This window comes from Alteromonas sp. HB246098 (assembly GCF_054890645.1).
Map to the genome: position 1 here is coordinate 203,012 of NZ_JBTZUG010000004.1, position 26,872 is coordinate 229,883.

Annotated in this window: 28 protein-coding genes; 10 read left to right on the top strand and 18 right to left on the bottom strand. The window is 44.3% G+C overall.

Translation table 11 applies throughout. The features are described from left to right. Positions 1–167 precede the first annotated feature (167 nt). From purH to prmA, 4 genes are all read right to left on the bottom strand, one after another. The gene (gene purH / locus ACYTPF_RS10855; protein ID WP_461852221.1) at positions 168–1,766 is read right to left on the bottom strand and encodes a bifunctional phosphoribosylaminoimidazolecarboxamide formyltransferase/IMP cyclohydrolase; all 1,599 of its coding nucleotides are present in this window, start codon (positions 1,764–1,766) and stop codon (positions 168–170) included. An 82-nt stretch (positions 1,767–1,848) separates the two neighbouring features. Continuing rightward, a complete protein-coding gene (gene fis / locus ACYTPF_RS10860) occupies positions 1,849–2,142 on the bottom strand; it encodes a DNA-binding transcriptional regulator Fis (RefSeq protein WP_012520109.1) in 294 nt (97 codons plus the stop codon). A 30-nt stretch (positions 2,143–2,172) separates the two neighbouring features. Next, on the bottom strand, positions 2,173–3,171 hold the full coding sequence (gene dusB / locus ACYTPF_RS10865; protein WP_461852222.1) for a tRNA dihydrouridine synthase DusB: 999 nt from the start codon (positions 3,169–3,171) through the stop codon (positions 2,173–2,175). A 370-nt stretch (positions 3,172–3,541) separates the two neighbouring features. Next, positions 3,542–4,420, bottom strand: a complete 879-nt coding sequence (gene prmA / locus ACYTPF_RS10870; protein WP_179984979.1) for a 50S ribosomal protein L11 methyltransferase — start codon at positions 4,418–4,420, stop codon at positions 3,542–3,544. Between the two features lie 207 nt (positions 4,421–4,627). Between prmA and ACYTPF_RS10875 the strand changes: the two genes are divergently transcribed. After that, positions 4,628–5,389 carry a substrate-binding periplasmic protein gene (locus ACYTPF_RS10875; protein ID WP_461852223.1) on the top strand — a complete coding sequence of 254 codons (762 nt, stop codon included), beginning with the start codon at positions 4,628–4,630 and terminating at the stop codon, positions 5,387–5,389. Between the two features lie 169 nt (positions 5,390–5,558). Then, positions 5,559–7,181, top strand: coding sequence for an amidase (locus tag ACYTPF_RS10880; protein WP_461852224.1), 1,623 nt, complete (start codon positions 5,559–5,561; stop codon positions 7,179–7,181). Positions 7,182–7,300: 119 nt separating this feature from the next. Here the strand turns inward: ACYTPF_RS10880 and ACYTPF_RS10885 are convergent, their stop codons facing one another. From ACYTPF_RS10885 to ACYTPF_RS10895, 3 genes are all read right to left on the bottom strand, one after another. Then, positions 7,301–7,594, bottom strand: coding sequence for a high-potential iron-sulfur protein (locus tag ACYTPF_RS10885; protein ID WP_118491294.1), 294 nt, complete (start codon positions 7,592–7,594; stop codon positions 7,301–7,303). 222 nt (positions 7,595–7,816) lie between these two features. Then, positions 7,817–8,446 carry a flavin reductase family protein gene (locus ACYTPF_RS10890; RefSeq protein WP_461852225.1) on the bottom strand — a complete coding sequence of 210 codons (630 nt, stop codon included), beginning with the start codon at positions 8,444–8,446 and terminating at the stop codon, positions 7,817–7,819. After that, positions 8,439–8,630, bottom strand: a complete 192-nt coding sequence (locus ACYTPF_RS10895; RefSeq protein ID WP_105932532.1) for a CPXCG motif-containing cysteine-rich protein — start codon at positions 8,628–8,630, stop codon at positions 8,439–8,441. Before ACYTPF_RS10895 ends, ACYTPF_RS10890 begins: the two co-directional genes overlap by 8 nt. 190 nt (positions 8,631–8,820) lie before the next feature. On the opposite strand from ACYTPF_RS10895, the gene ACYTPF_RS10900 reads away from it, so the two are divergent. The 3 genes from ACYTPF_RS10900 (at position 8,821) to ACYTPF_RS10910 (ending at position 11,734) form a co-directional block, all read left to right on the top strand. Further along, positions 8,821–9,108 (top strand): hypothetical protein, encoded by a 288-nt coding sequence (locus tag ACYTPF_RS10900; protein WP_461852226.1) that lies wholly within the window; start codon positions 8,821–8,823, stop codon positions 9,106–9,108. A gap of 118 nt (positions 9,109–9,226) precedes the next feature. Continuing rightward, positions 9,227–11,374, top strand: a complete 2,148-nt coding sequence (locus ACYTPF_RS10905) for an exonuclease domain-containing protein (protein WP_461852227.1) — start codon at positions 9,227–9,229, stop codon at positions 11,372–11,374. Positions 11,375–11,470: 96 nt separating this feature from the next. Further along, positions 11,471–11,734: a TIGR03643 family protein gene (locus ACYTPF_RS10910; RefSeq protein ID WP_179984972.1), complete on the top strand. Its 264-nt coding sequence runs from the start codon at positions 11,471–11,473 to the stop codon at positions 11,732–11,734. A 55-nt stretch (positions 11,735–11,789) separates the two neighbouring features. Here ACYTPF_RS10910 and ACYTPF_RS10915 read toward each other — a convergent pair whose 3' ends face one another. From ACYTPF_RS10915 to cutA, 7 genes are all read right to left on the bottom strand, one after another. Next, positions 11,790–12,230 (bottom strand): hypothetical protein, encoded by a 441-nt coding sequence (locus tag ACYTPF_RS10915; RefSeq protein WP_461852228.1) that lies wholly within the window; start codon positions 12,228–12,230, stop codon positions 11,790–11,792. Positions 12,231–12,529: 299 nt separating this feature from the next. After that, positions 12,530–13,474: a hypothetical protein gene (locus tag ACYTPF_RS10920; RefSeq protein ID WP_461852229.1), complete on the bottom strand. Its 945-nt coding sequence runs from the start codon at positions 13,472–13,474 to the stop codon at positions 12,530–12,532. Between the two features lie 424 nt (positions 13,475–13,898). Next, a complete protein-coding gene (accC, locus tag ACYTPF_RS10925; protein ID WP_118491308.1) occupies positions 13,899–15,242 on the bottom strand; it encodes an acetyl-CoA carboxylase biotin carboxylase subunit in 1,344 nt (447 codons plus the stop codon). A 14-nt stretch (positions 15,243–15,256) separates the two neighbouring features. Further along, positions 15,257–15,724, bottom strand: a complete 468-nt coding sequence (gene accB, locus ACYTPF_RS10930; RefSeq protein WP_015068439.1) for an acetyl-CoA carboxylase biotin carboxyl carrier protein — start codon at positions 15,722–15,724, stop codon at positions 15,257–15,259. Between the two features lie 14 nt (positions 15,725–15,738). Then, positions 15,739–16,179 (bottom strand): type II 3-dehydroquinate dehydratase, encoded by a 441-nt coding sequence (aroQ, locus tag ACYTPF_RS10935; RefSeq protein WP_179984969.1) that lies wholly within the window; start codon positions 16,177–16,179, stop codon positions 15,739–15,741. A gap of 298 nt (positions 16,180–16,477) precedes the next feature. Next, positions 16,478–18,364, bottom strand: coding sequence for a protein-disulfide reductase DsbD (locus ACYTPF_RS10940; protein WP_461852230.1), 1,887 nt, complete (start codon positions 18,362–18,364; stop codon positions 16,478–16,480). A 64-nt stretch (positions 18,365–18,428) separates the two neighbouring features. Beyond that, positions 18,429–18,743, bottom strand: coding sequence for a divalent-cation tolerance protein CutA (gene cutA, locus ACYTPF_RS10945; RefSeq protein WP_136782532.1), 315 nt, complete (start codon positions 18,741–18,743; stop codon positions 18,429–18,431). Positions 18,744–18,955: 212 nt separating this feature from the next. On the opposite strand from cutA, the gene ACYTPF_RS10950 reads away from it, so the two are divergent. From ACYTPF_RS10950 to groL, 3 genes are all read left to right on the top strand, one after another. After that, complete coding sequence (locus ACYTPF_RS10950) at positions 18,956–19,480, top strand: FxsA family protein (RefSeq protein ID WP_136782533.1); 525 nt, start codon at positions 18,956–18,958, stop codon at positions 19,478–19,480. Positions 19,481–19,757: 277 nt separating this feature from the next. Continuing rightward, positions 19,758–20,048: a co-chaperone GroES gene (locus ACYTPF_RS10955; protein ID WP_012520088.1), complete on the top strand. Its 291-nt coding sequence runs from the start codon at positions 19,758–19,760 to the stop codon at positions 20,046–20,048. Positions 20,049–20,088: 40 nt separating this feature from the next. After that, positions 20,089–21,726 (top strand): chaperonin GroEL, encoded by a 1,638-nt coding sequence (groL, locus tag ACYTPF_RS10960; protein ID WP_136782534.1) that lies wholly within the window; start codon positions 20,089–20,091, stop codon positions 21,724–21,726. 151 nt (positions 21,727–21,877) lie between these two features. Here the strand turns inward: groL and ACYTPF_RS10965 are convergent, their stop codons facing one another. The 4 genes from ACYTPF_RS10965 to vapB form a co-directional block, all read right to left on the bottom strand. Then, positions 21,878–23,284 (bottom strand): DUF4041 domain-containing protein, encoded by a 1,407-nt coding sequence (locus tag ACYTPF_RS10965; protein WP_461852231.1) that lies wholly within the window; start codon positions 23,282–23,284, stop codon positions 21,878–21,880. Positions 23,285–23,384: 100 nt separating this feature from the next. Further along, positions 23,385–24,026: a hypothetical protein gene (locus tag ACYTPF_RS10970; RefSeq protein ID WP_461852232.1), complete on the bottom strand. Its 642-nt coding sequence runs from the start codon at positions 24,024–24,026 to the stop codon at positions 23,385–23,387. A gap of 217 nt (positions 24,027–24,243) precedes the next feature. Further along, positions 24,244–24,645 (bottom strand): type II toxin-antitoxin system tRNA(fMet)-specific endonuclease VapC, encoded by a 402-nt coding sequence (gene vapC / locus ACYTPF_RS10975; RefSeq protein WP_269918994.1) that lies wholly within the window; start codon positions 24,643–24,645, stop codon positions 24,244–24,246. Further along, positions 24,638–24,877 carry a type II toxin-antitoxin system VapB family antitoxin gene (gene vapB / locus ACYTPF_RS10980; protein ID WP_179984955.1) on the bottom strand — a complete coding sequence of 80 codons (240 nt, stop codon included), beginning with the start codon at positions 24,875–24,877 and terminating at the stop codon, positions 24,638–24,640. Before vapB ends, vapC begins: the two co-directional genes overlap by 8 nt. Before the next feature lie 498 nt (positions 24,878–25,375). Here vapB and ACYTPF_RS10985 point away from each other — a divergent pair, with 498 nt between their 5' ends. Together ACYTPF_RS10985 and cyoA are read left to right on the top strand one after the other, a co-directional pair. Then, the gene (locus ACYTPF_RS10985) at positions 25,376–25,783 is read left to right on the top strand and encodes a hypothetical protein (protein ID WP_461852233.1); all 408 of its coding nucleotides are present in this window, start codon (positions 25,376–25,378) and stop codon (positions 25,781–25,783) included. Between the two features lie 147 nt (positions 25,784–25,930). After that, complete coding sequence (gene cyoA, locus ACYTPF_RS10990; protein ID WP_131136875.1) at positions 25,931–26,872, top strand: ubiquinol oxidase subunit II; 942 nt, start codon at positions 25,931–25,933, stop codon at positions 26,870–26,872.

Genomic DNA, 26,872 nt, shown 5'->3' on the forward strand with positions numbered 1-26,872 from the left:
GATGTCACTACAACCAAGCAAATGACCACAAGTCTGCGTATTAAAAAGGGTTAAGGAAAAATAACAAACACACAGTAAAGTAACAAAGTGCCACTTTACTGCGTGTTTAACTTAGGTGTTGGTTTCCCTCACTAAGCCTGCACTAAAAGATATAGCGTAGATACCTATTAATGACGGAAGTGACGCATGCCCGTAAACACCATAGCAATGCCGTGTTCGTCAGCGGCATCAATCACTTCTTGGTCGCGCATAGAGCCACCAGGCTGAATTACTGCCTTAATGCCAGCTTCAGCTGCTGCGTCAATGCCGTCACGGAATGGGAAGAAAGCGTCAGACGCCATAACGGAGCCAGCCACTTCAAGGTTCTCATCAGCTGCTTTAATACCGGCAATTTTCGCAGAATAAACGCGGCTCATTTGGCCTGCGCCCACACCGACCGTCATACCGTCTTTGCAGTAAACAATTGCGTTAGACTTCACGTATTTTGCTACCTTCCAGCAGAACATGAGGTCGCGCAGTTCATCTTCGCTTGGCTTACGCTTAGTCACAACTTCTAGGTCTTCCATTTCAACCATGCCGAAGTCGCGCTCTTGTACTAATAAACCGCCGTTTACGCGCTTAAAGTCGTAACCTTCAGTTAGCTGACCAGCCCAGTCACCACACGCTAGAAGACGTACGTTTTTCTTCGCACTTACGACTTCTTTCGCTTCATCGCTTACCGTTGGTGCAATAATGACTTCTACGAATTGACGGTCAACAATGGCTTGTGCCGTTTTCGCATCAAGCTCGCGGTTAAACGCGATAATGCCGCCAAATGCAGACGTTGGGTCAGTTTTAAACGCACGATCGTATGCACTTAGAATATCGTCGCCAATAGCAACACCACACGGGTTAGCGTGCTTAACGATTACACATGCTGGCTCTTCGAATTCTTTCACGCACTCTAGCGCCGCATCGGTATCAGCAATGTTGTTAAACGATAGCTCTTTACCTTGAAGCTGAGTAGCGGTAGCCACAGACGCTTCTTGAATATCGTTTTCTACATAGAAGGCCGCTTCTTGATGGCTATTTTCGCCATAGCGAAGGTCTTGCTTCTTAGTAAGCTGCATGTTGTAAGTACGCGGGAATTCGCTGCTATCTTCACAACAACCTGTTTCGCATGCAGCACTATCTAAACGGGCACCGAAATAGTTCGCAATCATGCCGTCGTATTCAGCTGTATGTTCAAATGCTTTGATGGCTAGATCGAAGCGTGTACTGTAAGACAAAGAGCCGTTGTTGTCGTTCATCTCTGCAAGTACGCGAGAGTAGTCAGACGCATTAACCACAATAGTCACATCTTTATGGTTTTTTGCAGCAGCGCGTACCATCGTTGGGCCACCGATATCAATATTTTCAATTGCATCTTCTAGCGTGCAATCTTCGTTTGCCACTGTTGCAGCAAACGGGTAAAGGTTAACTACCACAAGATCGATAGGCGCAATGTTGTGTTCTTCCATCACCGCTTCATCGGTACCGCGACGACCAAGGATACCGCCATGAATTTTAGGGTGAAGAGTTTTTACACGACCAGCCATGATTTCTGGGTGACCTGTGTGATCAGAGACTTCTTTCACAGGTAAGCCAGCATCAGCAAGTAGTTTCGCGGTACCGCCCGTCGACAGAAGTTCTACGCCAGCGTTATGCAGCGCTGTCGCGAAATCGAGGATACCGGTTTTATCAGAGACACTAAGGAGAGCACGTTTAATAGGTTTTGGTGTTTGCATAAATTTTAAGTTTCTAATGTTGTAGTGTTGAAACAAAAAGAGCACCGTTTGGTGCTCTTTGGTGGGCAAAGCCCTTGGAATCTTAGTTCATGCCGTATTGCTTAAGCTTCTTGCGAAGTGTGCCACGGTTGATGCCCATCATGATGGCAGCGCGGGTTTGATTGCCGCGTGTGTAAGTCATGACTTCTTCTAGCAGCGGCGCTTCAACTTCAGCCAGTACCATTTCGTACAGGTTATCGATGTTTGCGTTATCCAATTGCTTAAGGTACTTGTTAACCGCTTGCTTTACAGAGTCACGCAGTGGCTTTTGAGCTTGCGTTTGTGAAGGCGTAGTTACTGTAGTAGTAAAAGGTGAAGTCACGTTTTGATCGAACATAATACTGTGTTGCTCTTAAGTTAGTCATCACTATGCTGCGGGAGAGATCTGTCGGGTCTCTCGTGTCTGCAGCGCTTGAAAATATGCATTTAGTGCATCGAGTTGCTCATTCGCGTCATCGATAGCGTTAAACGTTTTACGAAACTGACGATCCGTATCGTGCTCCGCGAGATACCAGCCCACGTGCTTACGGGCAATTCTTACACCGGCTATGTCGCCATAAAAGTCCTGCACATTAGCTACATGCTCGTGCAAAATCTCATATTGCTCTGACAGCGGCGGTGGTGCTAGGTTCTCGCCCGTTTCAAGATAATGTTGGATTTGTTTAAATATCCAAGGCTTACCTTGCGCGCCGCGACCTATCATTACGCCATCTGCACCGGTGTAATTCAGCACCTCTTGTGCTTTCTCTGGAGAAGTAATGTCACCATTTGCAATAACCGGAATTGCTATTGCCGCCTTTATTTGACGTATGGTGCTGTATTCAGCTTCTCCTTTATACATACAAGCTCGCGTTCTGCCGTGAACAGCAAGCGACTGTATGCCGTTTTGCTCTGCAATGCGGGCAATGTCTACCCCATTGCGATTTTCTGGGTTCCAGCCGGTACGAATTTTCAGTGTCACGGGTACATCTACAGCATTAACTACTGCTTTAATAATCGCTTCCACTGTGTCTGGGTATTGAAGAAGCGCAGAACCTGCTAGCTTCTTATTGACCTTTTTAGCAGGACAACCCATGTTGATGTCGATGATTTGCGCACCGTTATCTACATTAAATTGTGCCGCTTGAGCCATAAGCTCAGGGTCAGCCCCAGCTATCTGTACAGAGCGAATGCCTTCTTCACCCTCATGATTCATACGCGCTTGTGATTTAGCTGTGTTCCACACCTTCGGATTACTCGAAAGCATTTCTGAAACAACAAGCCCAGCACCAAGGCGCTTACAAAGTTGGCGAAACGGTCTGTCTGTTACGCCAGCCATGGGGGCCAACATCAAATTGTTTTCTAACTCGTAAGGTCCAATTCGCATTGTAAAATGTATAGCTCGCCATCTAAAACTGCACAGAAAATATACACCCGGCTAAAACGGGGCGCTAAGTGTACGTGTTTTCGCAAGGCTTGAAAAGGCTAAAAATCACACAAAATTTCACTTCGTGGTCTTGACAGTGAAAAAAATCTGTCACATTAGTAAGCTAACGCCGATTTTTAGACTAAATATTGTACGAAGGTCTTACAGCCCCCGATTTGAAAGGGCTGTAATGTGAAAAAATTTAACAAATAATTAGACGCTGACGATTTTTATTGTATGAATTTTCGTCGCAATATTGGGGTGGTTTACCGTAAAGGTTCTAATTTGACTAGACGTTTAATTAACCGTCTAGTCAGTTTTTCAATCGCGCTTAGTGTTTTTTGCCCGACACTCGCGCCCATTCTCCGTCAATGGCGCTGGGCTCAAGCGTAATATCGCTCGCATAAGCGTCTTCAATTCGAGTAACTTGTTCCGCCAGTATGCCAGAAAGCACTAATAAGCCGTCTTTTTTGCAATAGTTAGTAATGACGCTTTGAAGTTCTAGTAATGGGCCTGACAGTATATTTGCCATAACTACATCAGCTTCTAGCTCGGGTTGGTCTTCCGGTAAATACACATCTAGGCGGTCTTCAACGCCATTGCGGCGCGCATTTTCTTTTGTCGCTTGAAGGGCTTGCGGGTCAATATCAATACCTATAACACGCTTCGCGCCTAGCTTTAATGCAGCAAGGGCTAAGATACCTGAACCACAGCCAAAATCGACCACAGTTTTATCTGTCATATCTATGCCGTCTAACCAACGTAGGCAAAGTGCAGTAGTAGGGTGCGTACCTGTGCCAAAAGCAAGGCCCGGGTCCAACATCACGTTAACGGCATCAGGGTCTGGAACATCACGCCAGCTAGGGCAGATCCAAAGGCGCTCGCCAAACTGCATGGGGTGAAAGTTATCCATCCATTCACGTTCCCAGTCTTTGTCTTCAAGCGGCTCTAGCTTGTATTTGAAGTCTGGACCAAGCACCTTCGCCTTACCTAGGCGCTGCAGAATACCTTTCATATCCGCATCTGCTTCAAACAAACCCACTACTTGTGTGTCTGGCCACAGTAACACTTCACCCGGCTTGGGTTCGTACATTGGGGTGTCTTTCGCGTCAACATAGGTAACCGCCTGCGAGCCATTTGCAGTTAGCATGTCACCTATTGATTCCGCGTATTCAGAAGAAGTATTAATTCGAAGTTGTAGCCAAGCCATATTTATCGTTCGTTGGGACCTTTGAGAGTTATTGTACCTTTGCTTGGCGTTAAACAAAATGAAAGCAAGCGAAAAGCGGCAACAATAGGCACCATTTTCTGTATCAGTGAGGCTTTAGTGCCTTAGTCTTTTGTCCACTAGTATGAATCAATAATGCGCCTATAGTAGTTATCAGTGCGGTTCGATTGTAAAGTTAACCGGAGTTTTATGCGTATTCTTATCCCTTTTTTGTGTGCTGTTGCCATTGCTTTGCCTACTAAAGCCCGTGAATTAGACGTAGTGGTTGGCTGGAATAAGCCTCCCTATGTTATTTCACAAAAACACAGCGGTTTTGAAATTGACCTGGTAAGAGCCATATTAGCAGAAATGGGGCATACGCTTTCGCCCATCTATGTTCCATTTGGGCGTACTGCTCGGCTTCTAAAAGATAGTACTGTGGATATAGGCCTTACACAAAGCGCTGCGCACAATGTGGATGATTCTGTTCTTTCCGACCCATACATTATTTATCAAAATGTTGTTGTGACAAAAACGCAAAATAACTTTGTTATCAGCGAAGTCAGTAATCTCAAAGGAAAGCGTGTCATTGGGTTTCAAACGGCGCAATCGGTATTAGGTGAAGAGTTCAAGCAAGTATTAGCGCTAGAGCCGATGTATATGGAAATGGCAAGGCAAGACCGTCAGGTCGATATGCTCATGCTGGGTCATGTGGACGCGATTGTTTTAGATAGAAACATTTTCAACTACTTCAAGTCTCAAAACAGCGCCTATGATAAAGAGGAAACAGAATTCCATGAGTTGTTTCCTATCTCAATATATCGCGCGGCTATACCTAACCCAAAGCTGAGAGCAGAGTTTAATGCAACCCTTCATCGCTTTATTGCAGATGGTCGGTATCAATTACTGCTCGATGAATATCAGCTTGATAATCTGCTTCACAAACTGCCAAAGGCGCCCGCCAAACTGTAAATACGTATTTTATCGTGTAGACAGTGAACCATTTTTGATTCAACGTATATCAAACGTAGCAATACTTTTATGTCCGTCACTTTTTACCTAATCGTAGATAAGGCCCGTTGGTACAGAGGTCATGGCATAAGAACGTTCTCACAAAAACAATGCGTTAAGGAAAAGCTCTATGTTGAAACAGTGGTATTTACTGGCTGTAACCTTGCTGTGTACCGCCTGCGTGTCGCAATCGCACTATGAAGATAGCGATAATGAAAGGTGGCTAGATGAGCCAGCATACCTGCAGGCTCAAGCTATTGCTCAAGGCGATATTACATCGGCAGAGCTTGTGAGCGGGTATTTAGCTCGTATTGGTGAGTTAGATAAAAAGACAAATAGTGTCTTAGCGCTAAACCCCAATGCCTTAGCTGAAGCTAAATCAATCGATAAACAATTTGCCAGTGGAGCTGAATTAGGCCCGTTAGCCGGTATTCCAGTATTGCTAAAGGACAATATTGAAAGCGCAGAAATGCCCACAACTGCAGGTTCTATGGCGCTAATCAATAACGACACCGGACGAGACGCCCCTATTGTTGCGAAGCTAAAAGCAGCGGGCGCGATTATTTTAGGTAAAACAAATTTGTCTGAATGGGCAAACTTTCGTTCTGAATCATCGATAAGCGGTTGGAGCGCAGTAGGTGGCTTAACTCGAAACCCTCACATATTATCAAGAAGCGCATGCGGTTCGTCGTCTGGCTCGGGCGCAGCAATGTCGCTTCGATTAGCATCACTTGCCGTAGGTACTGAGACCAATGGCTCTATAATCTGCCCAGCATCTATTAACGGTGTAGTCGGCTTTAAACCAACCGTTGGTTTACTCTCAAGAACGCACATTGTACCTATTTCCTTTAGCCAAGATACGGCTGGACCAATGACCTCAAACGTTCAAGACGCATGGTTAATGACTTCGGTTATGGCTGGGGAAGATGCAAGCGATAGTGCTACTGAAAATACAGCGTCTCATCAACCTAACATGCCTTCATCGAAAATGCTGGCAACAGATTTAAAAGGCAAACGCATTGGTGTTGTCAGGTATCGCCAGGGCGACAACCCTCACGTACTAAAAGTCTACGAAAGTGCGCTAAACCAGCTAAGAGCATCGGGTGCTACGCTGGTGGATATTAGTGATTTTTCTCAGCCTGATTCCTTCTGGGCCGACTCTTACAATGTTTTACTCAGCGAGTTCCACCACAGCATCAACGAATATTTGTCGGGGTCGCCAGCAGAGCTCCCTGCAAGAAATCTATCTGAGCTTATTGCTTTTAACAACCAAACCGAGCGAGAGCTAGCGTTATTCAACCAAGATATTTTTGAAAAGTCGCTAGACGCGGCGCCTATTGATAGCGAAGCATATCAAAGCGCCCTTCGCCTTATTCAAGATACAGCGGGCAAAAACGGTATTGACGCATTGCTAGCAAAACACAATGTCGATGTATTAGTTGCGCCTTCAAACAGCCCTTCATTTTTAATCGACGGTGTGTATGGCGACCATTCGCCGGCTGGTTTCATTGGTATAGGCTATTTAGCCGCTGTTGCCGGCTATCCACATCTCACAGTACCGGCGGGTGAAGTGAAAGGCCTTCCAGTAGGCATTAGCTTTATCGGTGCTAAGTGGAAAGATGAAGAAGTGCTAAAGATAGGCAAAGTCTTTGAAGCTAAACATGGCTTTTTTATTAAGCCAGGTCTTTTACCTACACGTTTTGATGACCCGAGCCTAAAGGGCATCCAGAATGGACTAAATGAGAGTCGCTAGATAAAAGCGTTTGGTTTGAATGTGAAGTTTGTTAAGCAGTATTGAAACTAAAAAGCCCCGATAATTATCGGGGGCTTTTGCTATTTACGTATGCTATTTATGTAGCTGCGAGTGATTATTTAGCCTGGCTTTTTAACCCAAGCGCTACACCAGCCATCAGCGTTAACCAGCTTGTTAGGGAAAATGTTACAAGGGCGATATTGTTCGCCATCGGCACCCTGCACGTACATGCAGTTTGCACATTTTGCACCTTCAACGGTTGAAGACGGTGTGTAGTTTAATGCTTTCGCAGTTGGGTCATCAGCGCTCAATTGTTCTTGAGCTTGTGCACGTAACGCTACACCACCTAATGTAAGACCGATAACTGTAGAGCCAGACAGTTTTAAAAAGTCACGGCGATTTACAGATTTCATAACATTCTCCTTAAGAGATAGAAACGATAATGATTCTTTTTTATTCAGTACCTTAAACGCAAAAACCTGCCCAATGAGGCAGGTTTTGTGTAATGTTTAAATACTATCTCTTTTTGAAAAAAGATCGAACGAAATGTCTTATTTTCACTTGATCTAGATTAAATAAACTTCAGAGTAATAATACCTGATTATAATTATCAGACCCTTCTATCTGCTAAAAGTTCATTTTTTAGCTAGGGGGACTCCGGGTTTTGCGTAGGCAAATTGTGCAACACGCGTAGTGCTATGATAGCTATCTAAACCAGAGATGCAGGCAGTGTTTGCTTTTTCTATATCGGCGTATCCATCTGCATCAATAACGTTCTCTGGCATATGAAGCTCTTGAATTTCTCCAATAACCATTTCGGTTTCGTTAAGCAGTTTTAAATGTTGCGCCACCTTTAAGCCCATCTTGATTTCACTTTCTTTAACAAACGGAGCACTAAATGACTCGCTAAACTGCGGCGTTAAACCCACTGCTTCAAATTCGCTCTCATCTGGAGCGTAGCGAGCAGACGTTTGGTGCGCTTTGTCTAGCCAATCAGTCGACACGTGATTTAGCGTGTAAAAGCCCTGTTGCTTTATATTGCTAAGGGTATCTCGTACCACAGTATGTGGGCGCATTATCATGCCTATAAGTGGCGGGTTAGCACCCACATGAACGATAGAGCTTACAATGGCTAAATTGTTGGTGTTTCCGTTTGTGGTACCCACTAACGTAGCCGACTTAAAGCCAGACAAGCTATTGACTAGATTAGCTCGGTATCGCTGTGCAAGCGCATCTATATCGCTGCGTGTAAACTGCTTAGTCATTTTCTCGTTCTGCCTCAATTTGAATGTCGTCACCATGCTGATAAGTGGTCAACTCTATGGGTTGGCAGCACACCTGACAGTCGAGTACTTGGACTTGACCTACATCGTTAACCTCATCTATCTCAACGTCGTTAGGCGCCATACAGTAAGGGCAGGAGAAGCCCATGGAACGGGTTAAGCTCATATTTCATTGCCTTGTTAATCACGAATAGTGTTTATTACGTAATGCTAAGACGAGTGGATTTTCTTTAGCAAAATACCCCGTTGTTTATGAAAAGAACGCGCTGAGGCAATCGCAATAGCCATTATTAAATGAAAGGCTTAATAATTAGCCCGAATAAACAGCAGCAAGGTGAATGAATAGAGGTGATGGTGTGGCAAATAAAGTAGGAAACTGCCCGTGTTGTAATAGAGAAACGCGCCTTACTTATCATCATCTTATTCCAAAAAAAATGCATCGGCGCACCTATTTCAAAAAGCACTTCAGCAAAGCCGAACTGCAGGACGGTATTTATATTTGTAGGCAATGTCATAGCGGCATACATCGCTTTTATGATGAGATGACATTGGCCAAGCACTACTTCAATTTACAACGTTTACTAAATGACGAGCAGCTTTCAACGTTCTTTCAGTGGGTGTCTAAACAGAGAGTTCGTGTTTAATAAATGGCTTGGTCTAATACCGGCCAGTAGACTTTAAATACATTCGATATGGATTTAATTTGATTAACTAGGCTGTATAAATATACACTATTGGTGTTTTCATAGCCAAAGATACCTCATGCGAAAAGATTTACCGCCACGTTATTACCTCACACATTTTCACGAGTTCCTTAAGTTCTTTGAAGGTGCGAACAGCATGCTTTTGAGTGATGAGGCAGCTGATTTTGTCGAGCGTTTTAACGCATTAGACGATGACAAAAAATGTATTGTGGTACGCGCTGCAAATCGCAAGTATGCGGTTATTGACAGAACCCAGTTTAACTACGGCGAAATAACCGAGCCGCAAGCACAAATAGATTGTCTCATTGGTAGCGGGTGGTTTGGCGACCTTTCGAACGCGTCGCTTAATGATATCGCCGGCGTTCTAACCAAAGACGCGTTGTTGGCGCTTCTTGCTGAATACGGCAGTACGCAGGGGCTGGCGTCTCTCACTAAGCCTAAACTCGTGACGTTACTTAATGAACATATCGGTGCTAGAGGCTGGCCAGAGAGCTTTTCGCTAAACAACTATTTAGTGTGTCTATTTGATAATGCGCTTCGCTATTTGCTCTTTATCTATTTCGGTAATACCAAAAGCCGTCTGAATCAGTTTTCTATGCGCGATCTCGGTGTAATGAGAACCCGCTCCGATTCGGTAACCGATACTGCACGCTTTGAAAGTAAAAGCGATGCGCAAGCCGCTTGGTTTTACGCCAACCACTATAGCCAGCTAGCCTTTTATAACAATGATATGTTACTTGCCTTAGCGGAAAGTGATTTCCCCGCTACAGAAGGTGTGTCAGCCAATTTCTATCGCGACCAGTTGCTTTATGCACTTGGGCTTAAAGTGTTGGCTTTTGATAGGGCCAAAGGGTTAGACATTTTAAAACTAGCGCAAAGCGATAAAGCAAAGGAAAAGTGGCTAAGAGAGAGCTATAAAGACGGACAAGAAGATGACGTCAAACAAGCTCTTGAGGGCATTATTGATAATCCTCAATCTGATACGCTATTGGCGTTCGCCGAAGATTTTTATGCCCGTAAATACCATAAAAAGCGTACCAGTACCGTTACCGATATGCTGCGAAATGCAAGCCGGTCGTTAGATATTGATGTAAGCCAAAATCAGCAGGTAGAACGCGGCGTATTGGCCCATTATGCAAGGCAAGGCGTAGAAGGCTGGCGCACAGAAAACCGTTTGTGGCGAAGTTTATTCGGTCTTACTTTTTGGAAGCAACTTTACGAAGAAGATACGCTGGTTACTGAGTTCGATCGCAGGCCATTATCGCTTAAGCAAAATAACTTTTACGCCAAGTTTGAGCAAAGTATTGAAGCACTGCTGCTTGCCCTTGATAGCAAAGAGAAACTGCGCTTTCACATTCATAAAATGGCTACAATGCACTACGGTAAAGTGAACAGCCTGTTTATGTGGTCTAGCCATTTGCTTACGCCTATAGAAGCGCTAATTGAGCATGGTTCACTAGATTTCATTTATGCTTTACTTCGCATGATGTGTAGAGATTTTGAAAGCCTTCGCGATGGCTTCCCCGATATTATGGTGTTCGATGGCGCGCTTCGCTTTGAAGAGATAAAAGCGCCGGGCGATCAGCTTCGCCGTAACCAATTGGTTTCTATTCAGCGTTTGCAGCAAGCTGGTTTTGATGTTGCGGTAACAACCGTAAAATGGATACGCGACCCTGCACAGCCTTATGTTGTGGTAGATATAGAGACCACAGGTGGCAACAACAACTATAACCGCATTACCGAGATAGGTATGGTGAAACTTGTTGGCGGTAAAGAGGTAGACAGGTTTCAAACCTTATTGAACCCGCAGCGTAGAATTCCTAGTAATATAACCCGCCTTACCGGTATCTCAGACGAGATGGTGGCAGACGCGCCGCTTTTTGCTGAAGTTGCAGAACAGGTGGCGCGCTTTACTGAAGACGCTGTGTTTGTTGCCCATAACGTGAACTTTGACTATGGCTTCATTAAACAAGAGTTTGCGCGACTAGAGCAGAACTTCAGGCGACCAAAAATGTGCACTGTTCGCGAAATGCGCCGTACTTATCCCGGGTTGCCTTCGTACTCCTTGGCTAACCTAACTAAGCACTTCCATATTGAAATGGAGCAGCACCACCGCGCGTTAAGTGATGCCAAAGCTGCTGCCGAGTTGTTAAAGCTGGCGTTTGAGAAAGATGATGAATTAACGAGTCTGTCAGCGAATGAATAACGTTGTTATTAGACTTTTTAGCATATGGGCACTGAACAAAATGCGCGTAAACTCAGTATTGAGTTGAGTTATAACGTGCATATTGAGATGTAAAACATGGCATTAACTGAAGAACAAGAATCACGAGTTATTGAAATGGCGTGGGAAGATCGCACGCCGTTTGAAGCAATTGAACGTTTATACGGGCTGCCGGAAAAAGACGTGATAAAGCTTATGCGTAAAAACCTTAAACAGAAAACCTTTAAAAACTGGCGTGAGCGCGTGTCGGGTAGAAAAACTAAACACGCGAGCTTGCGCCCAGAAGGTGTGGATAGAGGTTACTGCCCATCTCAGTACAAATACAAGAGTGCCAACAAGTAGCGATTTATTTTTATTTTCGAGAACCTTGAGCTTTTTAAAAAATGTAATGCTGTGGCTATTTCTTAGGTGCAGAGATAGTCGTAATGGGTAGAAGAAACGCGGTTAGCTCTTGGCGCAAAGGCGTTGGGAAGACAACCGTGTTTTCTGATTGCAGAATGCTCTTCGCATGGTGAACCTGACGTAAAAGGTTTTGGTAGGTTTCATCATTTTGCTGCAATGCTTCAACCTTGCTCATCATAAGTTCTATAAACTCGGCGGTGGATAAACCGTCGTGCTGCCTTATTTCAAAAGCAAGTGCTTTAAGAACATAAGCCTCCCACTCTTTCCTGTAACTCTCTTTTAAGCGTTCAGGGTATATCGCCAAATCTGCAATATCTTGCGCTAAGTCTACAATATCAAGTGGAGCATCGAATAAGACCCGAAATGCAAGAAGCACTTCGTCAGAAAGTCGAGAAATGGGAAGCTTTTCTTTGAACTGAGCGTAGCGGCTTGGCACAAGAACACCTTTTTATTGCGGGTAAAACTTTTCGTTTTTTAGTAATGGACCTAATAATCCTAACTAAATTAACTCGCTTGATTTTAGTAAAACCAATAACTCGATGAAAGTGGGCTAGGTTAAAAATACGTAATCTATAATAATTGAACGTATTGGCAGACCAGCCCGTAACCTATTATGCACTGTTAAAGTGTGTACGCGTTCTTGCTGTTTGGCCCATCGTTTGATGGGCTTTTTTTATTTGGCTTAGCCGTTCTCGTGCTACCGGTTGTGTTAAGGCGCTGAAGAGCGTCGGACACTCAACTCTCAAAGGAAAGCTTTACGCCGGCCAGTAACCGACTCACGCTATCTACAACATCCACTCTAACAAACCATTCCACATCATGCTTTTCAGACAATACGCCGCTAAATTCCAGCGAGCCTCCGTGACCTGTTCCCAAGAAATCTTCAATTAGTTCAGCGCGTTCGCCAAAGTCGCTGTTTATATAGGAATAGTATGCGAAATATTCTATAGGATATGACGTGTTAAACGCACTGGCTGCAAATTCGCCGCTAGTTCCTACAACGACTTTCGCGGCACTTTCATCAATACGCTGCACCAATTCAATAAACGCAGTATCTTCATCGTTTACTCGAAACCGATATTCTGCACGGGCAAATGTACCGCCGAGCATTTTTTCAAAGCTGGCCTCATAACTGTGGCGTTGCCCCATTTTTGCTGAGTACTCTATTTCGAAATATCCATCTTCTCCGCCAATGTTAAAGGCCTCAGATGCTTCTGCGTTAGCAAGTTGGCCAACAACCACTTCAATGACGGTGTCGTTTGCTATTTGCTTAACGTGACGTACCCCGGTTATCCAACCGTCTTTTGATAAGCCGGTGGAAGAAACACGCCCTTTGTAAGTTGGAATAATACCTAGCTCGGTTTTGCCGTAATCGTTTTCGTGCCTTAAATAAAGTCGCCTTGCATAGAGATAATCGGTGTTATCGCTGCCGAACGTATTATGACTTGATGAGAAGTCATCGCCCGTAACAACAAAGCTGTTTAGCGACCATGCAGAAGTTAGCACCACCGATGGGTAATAGCGCAGTCGATATTGCTCTCTGCTAGGGCGATTAGAACGTTCATCGTATCGAACTTGAATGTCTAGCTTCTGTGAGAAGGAAGGCGATATTGGCTCTGCAAGAGCGTCAGTTCCAGTAACAATGATGAGTGGTAAAACAAGAAAAACCGGTTTTCGCACTTATTAAACCCTACGCGGCATGACTAATTAGTTTATACATTAAATCTAATTAATTGGCGCAAATAAATTGCAATGTAATGGGTAAAAGGCAAAAAAAAGCCGGCAGGGATGCCGGCAATAAGTGGAGTGGGACTCCAATAAGGGTAAACACACAACAGTATTAAAACTCAGGGAGATGTCTTAAAACTTGTATGCAGTATAGAGTCAGTTTTTAAATAGGAAAAACGTTAAAAATTGATTGTGGTAATCGGAAAATTAGAATGTACTGAATAGCGAATAGCGAATAGCGAATAGCGAATAGCGAATAGCGAATAGCGAATAGCGAATAGCGAATAGCGAATAGCGAATAGCGAATAGCGAATAGCGAATAGCGAAGGAAGAAAATTGGGCTACACGAAAGATACTGTGTAGCCCAAAGGGGGATTTAGGCTAAACCTAGCTTCTTCTCTAGGTAGTGGATGTTGGTTCCACCTGCGAAGAAGTTTTCATCTGCCATAATGGCGCGTTGAAGAGGGATATTCGTTTTAATGCCTTCAACCACAATTTCTTCAAGGGCGTGGCGCATACGAGCAATCGCTTCGTCGCGGCTTTCACCGTAAGTGATAAGCTTGCCTATCATTGAATCGTAGTAAGGAGGTACGTGGTAGCCCGCGTAAATATGCGACTCCCAACGAATACCTAAACCACCTGGCGCATGGAACATATCGATAGGACCAGGGCTAGGAATAAAGGTTTGTGGATCTTCTGCGTTAATTCGACATTCAATAGCGTGGCCACGAATTTGAATTTGAGACTGATCAATTGACAGTGGCTGACCGGCTGCAATGCGAAGCTGCTCTTTAATAAGGTCAACGCCTGTGATCATCTCAGATACAGGGTGCTCTACCTGAATACGGGTATTCATTTCAATGAAATAGAACTCGCCGTTTTCATATAGGAACTCGAAAGTACCTGCTCCGCGATAACCAATTTCGATACAGGCTCTACGGCAGCGATCGCCAATTTTTGCACGCATTTGCTCAGAAATACCCGGCGCCGGGGCTTCTTCAACCACTTTTTGGTGGCGACGCTGCATTGAACAGTCACGCTCACCTAGGTGGATGGCGTTGCCTTGTCCATCGGCTAATACCTGAATTTCTACGTGGCGCGGGTTTTCAAGGAATTTTTCCATATAAACCGTTGCGTTACCAAAAGCTGCGCCAGCTTCCGCTTGTGTGGTCTCAATGGCTTTTACCAGTTCACTTTCGCTGCGAACTACGCGCATACCACGACCACCACCGCCGCCCGCAGCTTTAACGATGATTGGGTAACCAATGCGCTTTGCAATCGCTTTGTTGCGTTCAGCGTCGTCGGTTAGCGGGCCGTCTGAACCAGGTACACAAGGAACGCCAGCTTTTTTCATAGCGTTAATAGCAGAAACTTTGTCACCCATCAGGTTAATAGTTTCAGCTTTAGGACCAATGAAAATAAAGCCGCTCTTTTCTACCGCTTCAGCAAAGTCTGCGTTTTCCGCTAGGAAACCGTAGCCAGGGTGAATAGCGATTGAATTTGTGACCTCTGCCGCAGCGATAATGCGCGGTATATTAAGGTAGCTTTCGGTTGCCGATGCTTTACCAATACAAATTGATTCATCAGCTAGCAACACGTGCTTCAAGTTTTTATCCGCAGTCGAGTGCACAGCTACGGTTTTGATGCCCAGTTCTTTACAGGCTCTCAAAATACGTAGGGCAATCTCGCCTCGGTTAGCAATAAGTACTTTATCTAGCATAGGTAAGCACTCGCTTATTCAATGATGAACATTGGCTGGTCGAATTCTACAGGGTCTTGGTTTTCAACCAGTATTGCCTTAACCACACCTGCTTTGTCTGCTTCGATTTGGTTCATCATCTTCATCGCTTCAACGATACAAAGCGTGTCGCCAACTTTTACTTGCTGACCAACTTCTGCAAATGGTTTTGCCGTTGGTGAAGATGCACGGTAGAACGTACCTACCATTGGAGACTTAACAACGTGACCGTCTGGCTGAGCTGGCTCTGCAGCAGGCGCTTCTGACGCTGTTGTTGCAGCGGCAGCTGGCGCAGGGGCCATTTGCGGTGCCGCTGGTGCTGCAAAGCTGTAGTTCATTGGCGCTTGAACACCTGTTGGACCACGGTGGATGCGTACAGACTCTTCGCCTTCAGTGATCTCTAGCTCGGCAATGCCAGATTCTTCCACTAGTTCGATGAGTTTTTTAATCTTTCTAATATCCATGTTCTGTCTCTGCTCTATTTTGGCGATTTCGGTAAATTGATTGCTGCAGTCAACGCGAGCGAATAGCCCATGGCACCAAGGCCAACAATGACGCCAGCTGCAACATCAGAAAAATAAGAATGATGACGAAAAGGTTCACGAGCGTGAACGTTCGACAAATGCACTTCAATAAACGGGATATTGACACTTAATAACGCATCGCGAAGGGCGACACTGGTGTGCGTGAAGGCAGCAGGGTTAATAATAATGGCATCAACAGTTCCCATAGCAGCATGTACGCGGTCGATCAGTTCAAACTCAGCGTTTGACTGAAAATGCGTTAAGGTCACGTTGCTTGACGCGGCCTGCGCCTGCAAATCATCTACGATGTCTTGCAAGGTTTGTGTGCCGTATTTGTCGGGTTCTCTTTGCCCTAACATATTTAGGTTAGGACCGTTTAATATCAAAATATTCATCTAGTTTGCTGCTATCTTCGGGAAAATGTCACTGTTATTGCCATTTCAACAAAATTTTGTGACGGTTGCACGAAAAAAAGCCAATTTATTTGCTCGTTTATTGTGTTAACTGATGATTATAGTGATAGATAAAGATTTAGCAGCAAAATACTGGTCTAATCAGGTGTTTTCGGCGCAAAGTTTATTGGAAAGTTTGCTTATTTGCTGCCTGTGAAACCGCAGCATGCTGCACTCTCAGAAGGCGGCGCCTCGCACCGCTCGCCATATGAGAAGAGGAAAGGTCTCGAATCGAAGCGCCTTAGTCCAAGCGACCACTTTGAGCATCATTAACGTCAGATCCATTGTTTAGCCACTGGTTAACGTGACTAGCAAAGGCCTCTGCTTTCATAAACCCGGTGACACGGGCTTTGGTTAGCTCGTCGCCGTTTTTGTCAAAGAACAAAATGGTTGGCAGGCCTAGCACAGTGAAGGTGTCAAAAATCTCCTGACGTTCTGGTGTGTTATCGGTAAGATCCATTTGCATCCATACTGTATTGCTAAGCGCAGATATCACTTGCTCGTCTGGGAAGGTGTACTTTTCAAATTCCTTACAGGCAACGCACCAGTCGGCGTACAAATCGACCATCACGGTTTTACCTTGTGCGTTAGCCGCCGCAATTTTATTACGTAAGTCTGTCAAATCTCGCGCAACAACAAAGTCTGGGTGCCCTGCGTGAACACCATCAGCATGTTCGCCCCAAAGCCCTGTGTTTAGCCCTGCTTGATAGGTAAGGCCAGCGCTTCCCATAATGCCTATTGCAACCACAACAGCACGTACAAGCTTCATCAGTGAGTTTTTGCTGGCGCGGTTAAGTGCCCAGTAATAGCCGAACAAACCGAAACCAAGCAATCCCCATAGGAAGCCAGTGGCAGGGCTATTATATAAACGCTCAATAAACACAATGGCCACGGCAAGCATCATAAAGCCAAAGGTAACTTTAACCACATTCATCCAGTTACCTGCTTTAGGTAGCAGCTTACCGCCCGTCATGCCGAACAGAATGAGCGGTACGCCCATACCTATGCTTAACAAGTAAAGCGAAACAAAACCTAGCGTCATATCGCCAGTTTGAGCGATGAATAGCAATATGCCGGTTAGCGGCGCAGTAGTGCAGGGTGAAGCGATAAGACCAGACAATACACCCATAATAAACACCCCTGCAAAGCTGCCGGGTGTTTGATTGTTACTCATGTGAGTGAGCTTTTCTTGATACTTTGCTGGCAGCTGAATTTCAAAGCCACCAAACAGAGCAACGGCCAGCGCCACAAATAGCACAATGAATACGCCGAGTACTACAGGGTGTTGAAGCGCAGCTTGAAACTGCGCGCCGGCTACCGCAACCACTAATCCAAGCAGTGAGTATGTGATCGCCATACCTTGAACGTAAACAAAGGTTAGCCAGAATGAATGCGATGCGGTTTTAGGCTTGCCCTGACCAATCACAATGCCCGACACAATGGGATACATCGGGAATACGCAAGGTGTAAAGGCTAAGCCTACGCCTAGTGCAAAAAATAGAGCTAAAGTGAGCGCAAGGTTATCTTTATCGATTAGCCTTTGCGCTAAATCGAACTGCTCGCTTTGTGAAGAAGTTGCTGCGTTATTTGGTTCTGAGGCCGTATCTGTCTCAGCAACTGCACTGCTTCCCACTTCATTTAAATACACGACTTTCACTGTTGGCGGGTAGCAAAGCCCTGCGTCAGCACAGCCTTGATAGCGAATTTTTACTATGCCGTCACTGAGTGCTGATTCTATGGGCAAAGTAATAGATACGCCGTTGTAAAACACTTCAGACTCGCCAAAAAACTCATCCTGAATCATAACCCCATTTGGGTACTCAGGCTCGCCAATTTCGGCTTGTTTCGCCACAAACTTAAACTGCTTTAGGTACAGGTAGTAGCCGTTGGCAATATCGAAGCTTACCGTAAGCACATCGTCTTCTTGGTTAAAGTCGAACGCAAACGCTTGGTCTACATCTAAAAACTGGGGTTCATCCACGAACGGATCGTCAAAGGCATTGGGCACCTGAGCCAATGCGAACGTGCTTAACAGCGTCATTAAACAAAACGCTGAGAGAACATAAGCAGTAAAGCGCCGGAACAGCGAAGCTGATACATTGCCTGATGAGAAAGAAGGTAAAGTCATAAAGTTACAGTTCATTTTTATCTATTTTGCGTTATCGTTATTTTTATTAGGAATTACGTTTAAACTAGCGCTGTAGCGTGGTTTGTAACCACTGACCGTAAGCGCTGCTAGCCTCAGCATTAAGTTCTAGCCATTCAGGGACATCGTACGGATGCAACTCGCTTACTCTATCAAAGGCCTGTAATACATTTTGTGTATTCGTTTTAATGAGTAGCTGACATTCAGTGTCGGTCTCTATTTTACCCTGCCATTCATAAACCGACTCTATACCTTTAATAACATTCACGCAGGCGGCAAGCTTTTCTTCAACGAGGGTACTAGCAATTAATTGCGCAGTCTTTTCATCGGGTGTGGTACACAGTACAAGCTTTATTGTCATAAACGTTTCCTACTTTTTCGCGCCTGTTACTTTGCTAATGAGTCGATGTGTAATAGACCCGAATCAGCACTCTATTCTTTCATAGCTAACGTATATCGAGGTCGTTATCGGTCGCTTTACGTGGCTATTTAAGCGAAAGGATGGGCACCTTTTCTTGTTATTACGTACAAAGACCTTATAACAGGTTATGAATACATGAAAGAGGAAGCATTTTGCGGGTTTTATTTATACTGTTTGCCCTATTACCTATTTTAGAGATTGCGTTGCTAATTAATGTGGGTAGCGTAATTGGTGGTTGGAATACCGTTGGCTTGGTTATTCTTTCTGCCTTTATTGGTGCTTACTTTGTTAAGCGCGAAGGCGTAAGTACGCTGCAAACGGCACAAGAAAAAATGCAGCGAAATGAAGTGCCGGGTAAAGAGTTGGTTGAAGGCCTAATGCTAGTAGTTGCGGGTATCTTACTTGTGACGCCAGGCTTTATTACCGATATCTTCGGTTTCCTTTTAGCAATGCCGGGCTCACGTCACTTCTTTGCCGCCCAGGTAAGTAAGCATATGAAAATGCGCGTTGTTGCTCCGGGAATGGGGCCGGGAGCTTCAGGTTTCGGTCAAGGTCAGTCACCGTTTGGACAAAGTCCTTTCGATGAGCGTTCTCGCTCACACAATAACGATGGTGATGTGTTTGAAGGTGAGTACACTGATCACACCACCAACGACCCAGATAAGCGCTTAAAATAGCGAGCCTAAACACCCTTTCCATCAGGTTATGAGCGCCGTTTACCGCGATAAACGGCCTTCACTTGCCTAGTAAAAATAAGTATTTAGCGAAAAAACCAAATTTTTTACATTTTTTTGCTTAAAAACCCTTGAAGTTATCTGGGTACTACCCCATCTATCCGTGCAGAAACGATTTTAACTGCTCAGCAATGAGCAACCTTAAACACGCGACGTTTAGATAGTCTGAATGTCGATAATTACATTCATTTGAATAGTGGAATTTTCAGGAGACTTGAAAATGGCAATTCGTCCTTTACACGACCGCGTAATCCTTAAGCGCGCAGAGCAAGAAAGCAAATCTGCAGGCGGTATCGTTCTGACTGGTTCTGCAGCAGAAAAATCTACACGCGGCGAAGTAATCGCAGTAGGTAACGGTCGCATTCTTGAGAACGGCGAAGTTAAAGCGCTAGACGTTAAAGTAGGCGACACCGTTATTTTCAACGACGGTTACGGCGTTAAAACAGAAAAGCTGGATGGTGAAGAAGTACTAATCCTAAGCGAAAGCGACATTCTAGCGATTGTTGAGTAATTACAACTAACGTTAAAACGAATTTTAGAGGAATTTAATCATGGCAGCTAAAGAAGTACGTTTTGGTGATGACGCTCGCAGCAAAATGCTAAAAGGCGTAAACACACTAGCTAACGCAGTTAAAGTAACACTAGGTCCAAAAGGCCGTAACGTTGTTCTAGACAAGTCTTTCGGTGCACCTACTATCACTAAAGATGGTGTGTCTGTAGCGAAAGAAATCGAGCTTGAAGACAAGTTCGAGAACATGGGCGCTCAGATGGTAAAAGAAGTAGCGTCTAAAGCGAACGACGAAGCGGGTGACGGTACTACTACTGCTACTGTACTTGCGCAAGCAATCGTAACTGAAGGTCTTAAGAGCGTTGCAGCGGGTATGAACCCAATGGATCTTAAGCGCGGTATCGACAAAGCGGTAGCGGCAGCAGTTGAAGAACTTAAAGCCCTTTCTACTGACTGTGCAGACAGCAAGTCTATTGCTCAAGTAGGTACTATCTCTGCAAACTCTGATGCAGAAGTTGGCGATATCATTGCTCAAGCAATGGAAAAAGTAGGTAAAGAAGGTGTTATCACTGTAGAAGAAGGTCAGGCACTTCAAAACGAACTAGACGTTGTTGAAGGTATGCAGTTCGACCGCGGTTACCTATCTCCATACTTCATCAACAACCAAGAAAACGGTACTGTTGAACTAGACAACCCGTTCATCCTATTGGTTGACAAGAAGATTTCTAACATCCGCGAACTACTTCCTACCCTTGAAGGCGTAGCGAAAGCGGGTAAGCCGCTAATGATCATCGCTGAAGATGTTGAAGGCGAAGCGCTTGCTACACTAGTAGTTAACAACATGCGCGGTATTGTTAAAGTTGCAGCGGTTAAAGCACCAGGTTTCGGTGACCGTCGTAAAGCAATGCTTCAAGACATCGCTATCCTAACTGGCGGTACAGTAATCTCTGAAGAAATTGGTCTAGACCTTGAAAAAGTTCAGCTTGAAGACCTAGGTACTGCTAAGCGCGTAGTTATCAACAAAGACAACACAACAGTTGTTGACGGTAACGGCGACCAAGAAGCGATTGAAGGCCGTTGTGCTCAAATCAAAGGTCAAATTGAAGAGTCTACGTCTGACTACGACAAAGAGAAACTTCAAGAGCGTCTAGCTAAGCTTTCTGGCGGTGTTGCAGTAATTAAAGTTGGTGCAGCAACTGAAGTTGAAATGAAAGAGAAGAAAGACCGCGTAGAAGATGCACTACACGCAACTCGCGCAGCGGTTGAAGAAGGTGTGGTACCTGGTGGTGGTGTAGCACTAGTTCGCGCAGCAGCTAAACTTGCTGACCTAACTGGCGACAACGACGACCAAACAGTAGGTATTAAGCTTGCACTACGTGCAATGGAAGCGCCTCTACGTCAAATCTCTATCAACTCAGGTGCAGAAGCATCTGTAGTAGTTAACGAAGTGAAGAACGGCGAAGGTAACTACGGTTACAACGCAGGTAACGACACTTACGGCGACATGCTAGAGATGGGTATCCTTGACCCAACTAAAGTAACGCGCTCTGCACTTCAGTTCGCATCTTCAATTGCTTCACTAATGATCACAACTGAAGCAATGGTAGCTGAACTACCTAAAGAAGACGCACCTGCAATGCCTGATATGGGCGGCATGGGCGGAATGGGCGGCATGATGTAATCAAAGCTGCTCTCGTCTAGTCCTTTTAAATCAATGCCTTACATGTGATGTATGCATAAAAGTAGACGCAAATGTAGACAGTGATGTAGGACAGAAAAGAAGCCAAAAGAAAGGCGTTGGGTTAACACTCAGCGCCTTTTTCATTTGAACCTTATATCTCGTCTGGTAAGCGCTCTACTTTCGATTCATGATAGGTTTGTGCTTCTTTCGATATCAGAAGGCTTTGATGATAGTCCTGAGCTTCAGCATCAGTCAGAAAATCTACATCAGGCTTTAACTCTTCAAGTTTGACCTTCAGTTCATCTAAATCTACTCTGAAAAACTCTTTACGGTTGTTTACTAGATTGAGTCGATGTTCATTGAAATGACGATGCAGTTCAGCTTCAAGTGCAGGCGCATCCTCAGAATAAATAAGAGCATGGACGTCAAATGTGAATGGCACACTGGCATCCCCAAGCTCACGCACACGGTCTAGGGGCTCCAGTCTTCTAGTCATACCGATTTTAAATACCCCATCACCAAACGAACCGATGTTACTGATGATATAGACGTAACCAGATTTGGTTTGTTGTGCCATCGATAGAGCCCGTTCTGATTTTGCTCTGGCCTCGTTCAGTTGTGCCTCAAGTTCTTCAAGTTCAGACTTTAAGCGCTCCAGCTCGTCACCAGTAGCTTTATTGGCTTTAGCATTGGCCTTAGCAACAAGCTCTTCGTATTTATGCTGTTCTCTTGCCGCTGCCTCTTGTTCCTTTATTAGCTGTTGTTCTTCTCTGAGTTGGCGCTTCGCTTCTGCTCGTTCTTCCTTCTCTTGTCTGAGCTTCTCAGCATATTCATAAGTTAGCCTGAGCTCTTGCAACTTGAGTTGGAAATAGGGTTCTGTGATTTGGATGTTGTTAGACTTATTGAGCTTGTCTATTGCATTTCTCGCTTTAGATAAGCGCTCTTCCATTCTGCGGATATTATTCCATCTTACGTTTGATACTGCTGCGTCACATTCGTTATTGAAAGCTCTCAGCGTTAGTTTAAGTGCTCGGTTTGTCATCGTCTGACCTTCTCTGGCACTGTTATTAACTTTCCACTCAGTATGGCAAACGGCCGCTTGTTTGGCTTTCAGCATATCTTTCTGCTGCTCTCGCACAGCAGTAATCTCAGCTTTGAATCTGTCTGAAGTTCCAAAGTCGAAGTGAGGTTCATAGTACCCCAATGTAGACAGCTCAATTTTTTCATCAAATACAGCCAGCTCTCTTTCAAGTTCATCAAATAGCTTTCGTTTAGTCGCATAAGACGCCCGAAGCGTCTGGAGGTTTGATGTGATTGCTTCTGACTCGGCGTTAAGCTCCGTCACACGAGCTTCAATAGAGCTTATCGGTTGGTACTTCTCAAGTAGCTCTGTGGTTCTCTGCTTTGAGTCTTGGAGATGAGATTTGACTTTATTGAGCTCTGACTTTAGTTCGCGAGACTTTAAGAGTGTAAACACCAGTAACGATATGGCTACGAAAATCAGGGCATAGGTAATGATGTGCCCATAGTCTTTCGGTAGAGCTTCAATTAAGTCCATAGCTGTAATCCTTGTCTGCTCGTCCTTCTGCCAACCTTAATACAAGTGGTTTGCCAATACAAAATCAAGTCAACCTTGGAGTCCTTTCCCGTAGGTGTTATCAGGCGATAAAGGCTGTCATGACCGTGTTAGCTTCATACTGTTCGTACATTGCTTGCTGCAACTGCTGAGCCTTCGACGCAGGAACGATAAAGCTGTCATGTAAAGGAATCACTGGTATAGCTTCTCGCGTTAATGAATCCATAACATCATTTGCAATCTTGCTGTCGATATTCTGAAGCGTTTGCCAAGCATTGCAGTAAAGTGAATCTGCAATAGCCTTATGTCTAGCTTCAAACATCCCAAGAAGGCTTCCTGCCTCTTTGGCGTCGACTTTAAGGTGGAAAGATACTGCTCTGAATGCTTGGTTTTTGCTGCTGGTACTGGTCGCAATTAAGGCTATCTTTTTCACTTTGTCTCTTGTTAGTCCCTCGATGTAGTAACAGTCACTCGGACCTTCTGCGCCTGATAAATGATACAGAAGGCGAGGGTGCATCGACTTGTAATCAAGCTCAACGCAGGGCTCTCCATTAATCGTGATAGTCCTTCTGACAACTTGGGGTAGGTTCTGCGCATCACAGTAAAACCTGCCACCAATGCACCATTGCCCTTTGAATATCCGTCCGCATGAGAGGTCAGACTGCGATAGTTGAATGGTTCTGTTGTCTTCAGATGTATATACCCAGTTGTAACTTGTACGCAACTCATTATGTTGTTTTGATAACCCCGCAAGTCCGGTAGGAGGGGGAGAGATGCCATTAGTCTGATATTTAAAAGGCTAGAGATTTTTTGAGTGAAAATTAGATGATATTGGTAATAATTGTATCAGTTTTGTTCTGTCCTCCTATCTCACGTTCTTGTTGAAATGTGCTGTTAACAAGGCTTTGAATCGACCATACTTTACTAGACAGTTGTTCAAATTAAGATATCCAATTTTCTACAAGTAGCCCTTTAACCCGATGAAACTCTCGTTCGTTGTTAGTAACAACGGTCAACCCTAAGCTACGCGCATGGCCCGCGATATGTAGGTCATTTACACCAATCATTTGGCCGGACTTTTCCAAATTGGCTCTAATTGAACCATAATGTTGCGCCGCATTATTGCCATACTCAAGAACTTCAAGCCTAGAGCAAAAATCTTCTACTTGTCTGGTATTATGTTCAACTTTTTGGCTTTTCTCACATCCATGTAAAAGTTCAGCTAATGTAATTGATGAAATAGCCATTCTGCCCGCTGAATCATTGAATTTTGATAAAACTTCCAAAGGACGATTCTTGATCACATAAATACAAATATTAGTGTCTAGTAGGTACTTAATCATCAAAACTTTCTCGAGCAGTTTGTTCTTGGCTCGCCCTTTCATTCATAAAATCACCTGTTACTGAATTGCTTGATTCAAAAAAGCTATCCCAAGTATTTTCAATAGGGCTTAATACTCTTTCCTTACCTACAACTCGAACATTGACTGCTTTAACAGATTCTTCAAATCGTGCTTCTGCGGGCATCCTAACTGCTTGAGAGCGGTTATTCATAAAAATTTTAGCTGTCGTCATTTTTACACCCCTTAGTTGGTATATAGCATTACTATATACATAAAGTTGGTATATAGCAAAGGCATATACCAAGCGATGTTGTACATGCTTTGGCGTATTGAGAACATGCCTATAGCCAACTAGAAAAACCTTGTGTGTTTCATCGTATTTATCGGAAGCTTAACGCATTATAAACTTTCCAGCGTTCTATGTTTTGCTTAGTTTTTATAAACGAAAAATTTACATTGCTTTCTTTCAAGAAGAAGCAAGTTTCACGTTAAATGATCATGAAATGCCTAAAGACAAAAGGTACAGCGTAAGTAAAGCAGACTGCATAATTTGGAAGAGTAATCCTCACATGTTAAATAAATGGAAAATCTTTCATTTAAATGCAAAGAGAATAGCTTGAGAGTAATCAACGAGTGACTTGTGCTCGATAAAAATTGCCTTTAACCTGCTACGCCTGCTTCATCTTTGAAGTAGGTAACTAGTGCATTTTTATGAGGCATACTACTTACTATGGCACCACGTTCTTTCGCTTTTTTAAGCGAATTGAATTCACTAATTAGACCTGCAGTAAACTACACCAATGGTGTAGGCGCTATGCTGTGGTTGGCTAATATGGTGCTGTTGCTGAATGTTGCGCTAGTTATTAGTGGCACCATGGCCGACGCTACAGAGTTTGTCAGTGCATTTAATGAAAGCTTGGTTTTCGAGCCTTTCGTTATTGCACTTGCTAATCACACGCTTTCACAATTTATCGTTCCCACTATCGCGTTGGTATTAGTCGGTTTATTGGTTAAAGCCACGGCTATAGCAAAGGCGCAAATAACAAAACAGCGCCAGCCTATCCCTTACCTTTGCCCTACACTTCCTCAGCCTTTTGTTCAAACGGTTGGCAGCCGAGCGCCCCCGTTTTTTAGTTAAACGTCTCCGATTTATTAGACACCATGAGTGCTGCGCTTTAAGCGTAATAACGCCACTTTTGGTGCGTTTTTCGATGCTGTAAACCCGTAGTTCCTTCCCGAACTGCTCAGTCATCGCCGTTTAACTTGTGGGTTATAGGAACTTGTTTTGTCTATTCGTAACCTTTTTACTTTGATTGTTGCTGGTGCTGGGCTTACGTTAGCCGGTTGCAGCGGTGGCGTGCTTGACCCGAAAGGGCAAGTGGGCATGGATGAAAAGAATCTTATTATTCTTTGTACCATTCTGATGCTGATTGTTGTTGTTCCCGTTATTGTGCTTACGCTTTACTTTGCGTGGAAATATCGTGCTAGCCGCGACTTTGAAATTTACACCCCTAAATGGGCACACTCAACGAAGATAGAAGCCATTGTATGGTCTATTCCAATCTTAATTGTCATTTCATTAAGCGTAATAACATGGCGCTCGACACATGCGCTCGACCCCTATTCGCCTCTAGAAGGCAAAGGAGAACACCTTACTGTTGAGGTGGTATCGCTCAACTGGAAATGGCTGTTTATTTACCCTGAACAAGGTATTGCAACGGTCAATGAATTGGTGTTTCCCGCTAATAAACCTGTGGCGTTTAAAATCACTTCTGAAAGCACTATGAATTCGTTTTTCATTCCTCAGTTAGGAAGTCAGATTTATTCCATGGCTGGTATGGAAACTAAGCTTCACCTTATCGCAGACGAGCCTGGTACGTATAAAGGTATTTCGTCAAACTACAGTGGAGCGGGCTTTACGGGAATGAAATTCAACGCTATCGCCACACCTACCGAGGGCGACTTTAACGATTGGGTTGCAAGCGTAAAGCAAGCACAAACACCGTTAACTTCGGCTTCTTATGAGCAGCTAGCCAAACCAAGTGAAAACAATCCTGTGACTTACTACAGCAACGTTAGTGAAGGCCTTTTTCACGACATCGTGATGAAGTACATGAAAGATCACGGATCTATGGATTTCTACAGCAAGCCAGAAAATGCCGCAACTGGCGAGCATCACACAATGCCTCAAATGCAACACCGTCATCATCAAGAGGATGCACAATAA

Coding starts and splice junctions, on each gene's coding strand:
- ACYTPF_RS10895 (WP_105932532.1), bottom strand. CDS start 8,630: ATGAGCTTAACCCGTTCCATGGGCTTCTCCTGCCCTTACTGTATGGCG.
- purH (WP_461852221.1), bottom strand. CDS start 1,766: ATGCAAACACCAAAACCTATTAAACGTGCTCTCCTTAGTGTCTCTGAT.
- ACYTPF_RS10965 (WP_461852231.1), bottom strand. CDS start 23,284: ATGGACTTAATTGAAGCTCTACCGAAAGACTATGGGCACATCATTACC.
- ACYTPF_RS10955 (WP_012520088.1), top strand. CDS start 19,758: ATGGCAATTCGTCCTTTACACGACCGCGTAATCCTTAAGCGCGCAGAG.
- ACYTPF_RS10880 (WP_461852224.1), top strand. CDS start 5,559: ATGTTGAAACAGTGGTATTTACTGGCTGTAACCTTGCTGTGTACCGCC.
- vapC (WP_269918994.1), bottom strand. CDS start 24,645: ATGATTAAGTACCTACTAGACACTAATATTTGTATTTATGTGATCAAG.
- ACYTPF_RS10940 (WP_461852230.1), bottom strand. CDS start 18,364: ATGACTTTACCTTCTTTCTCATCAGGCAATGTATCAGCTTCGCTGTTC.
- aroQ (WP_179984969.1), bottom strand. CDS start 16,179: ATGAATATTTTGATATTAAACGGTCCTAACCTAAATATGTTAGGGCAA.
- accB (WP_015068439.1), bottom strand. CDS start 15,724: ATGGATATTAGAAAGATTAAAAAACTCATCGAACTAGTGGAAGAATCT.
- cutA (WP_136782532.1), bottom strand. CDS start 18,743: ATGACAATAAAGCTTGTACTGTGTACCACACCCGATGAAAAGACTGCG.
- ACYTPF_RS10885 (WP_118491294.1), bottom strand. CDS start 7,594: ATGAAATCTGTAAATCGCCGTGACTTTTTAAAACTGTCTGGCTCTACA.
- dusB (WP_461852222.1), bottom strand. CDS start 3,171: ATGCGAATTGGACCTTACGAGTTAGAAAACAATTTGATGTTGGCCCCC.
- ACYTPF_RS10910 (WP_179984972.1), top strand. CDS start 11,471: ATGGCATTAACTGAAGAACAAGAATCACGAGTTATTGAAATGGCGTGG.
- accC (WP_118491308.1), bottom strand. CDS start 15,242: ATGCTAGATAAAGTACTTATTGCTAACCGAGGCGAGATTGCCCTACGT.
- fis (WP_012520109.1), bottom strand. CDS start 2,142: ATGTTCGATCAAAACGTGACTTCACCTTTTACTACTACAGTAACTACG.
- prmA (WP_179984979.1), bottom strand. CDS start 4,420: ATGGCTTGGCTACAACTTCGAATTAATACTTCTTCTGAATACGCGGAA.
- ACYTPF_RS10905 (WP_461852227.1), top strand. CDS start 9,227: ATGCGAAAAGATTTACCGCCACGTTATTACCTCACACATTTTCACGAG.
- vapB (WP_179984955.1), bottom strand. CDS start 24,877: ATGACGACAGCTAAAATTTTTATGAATAACCGCTCTCAAGCAGTTAGG.
- ACYTPF_RS10985 (WP_461852233.1), top strand. CDS start 25,376: ATGGCACCACGTTCTTTCGCTTTTTTAAGCGAATTGAATTCACTAATT.
- groL (WP_136782534.1), top strand. CDS start 20,089: ATGGCAGCTAAAGAAGTACGTTTTGGTGATGACGCTCGCAGCAAAATG.
- ACYTPF_RS10875 (WP_461852223.1), top strand. CDS start 4,628: ATGCGTATTCTTATCCCTTTTTTGTGTGCTGTTGCCATTGCTTTGCCT.
- ACYTPF_RS10890 (WP_461852225.1), bottom strand. CDS start 8,446: ATGACTAAGCAGTTTACACGCAGCGATATAGATGCGCTTGCACAGCGA.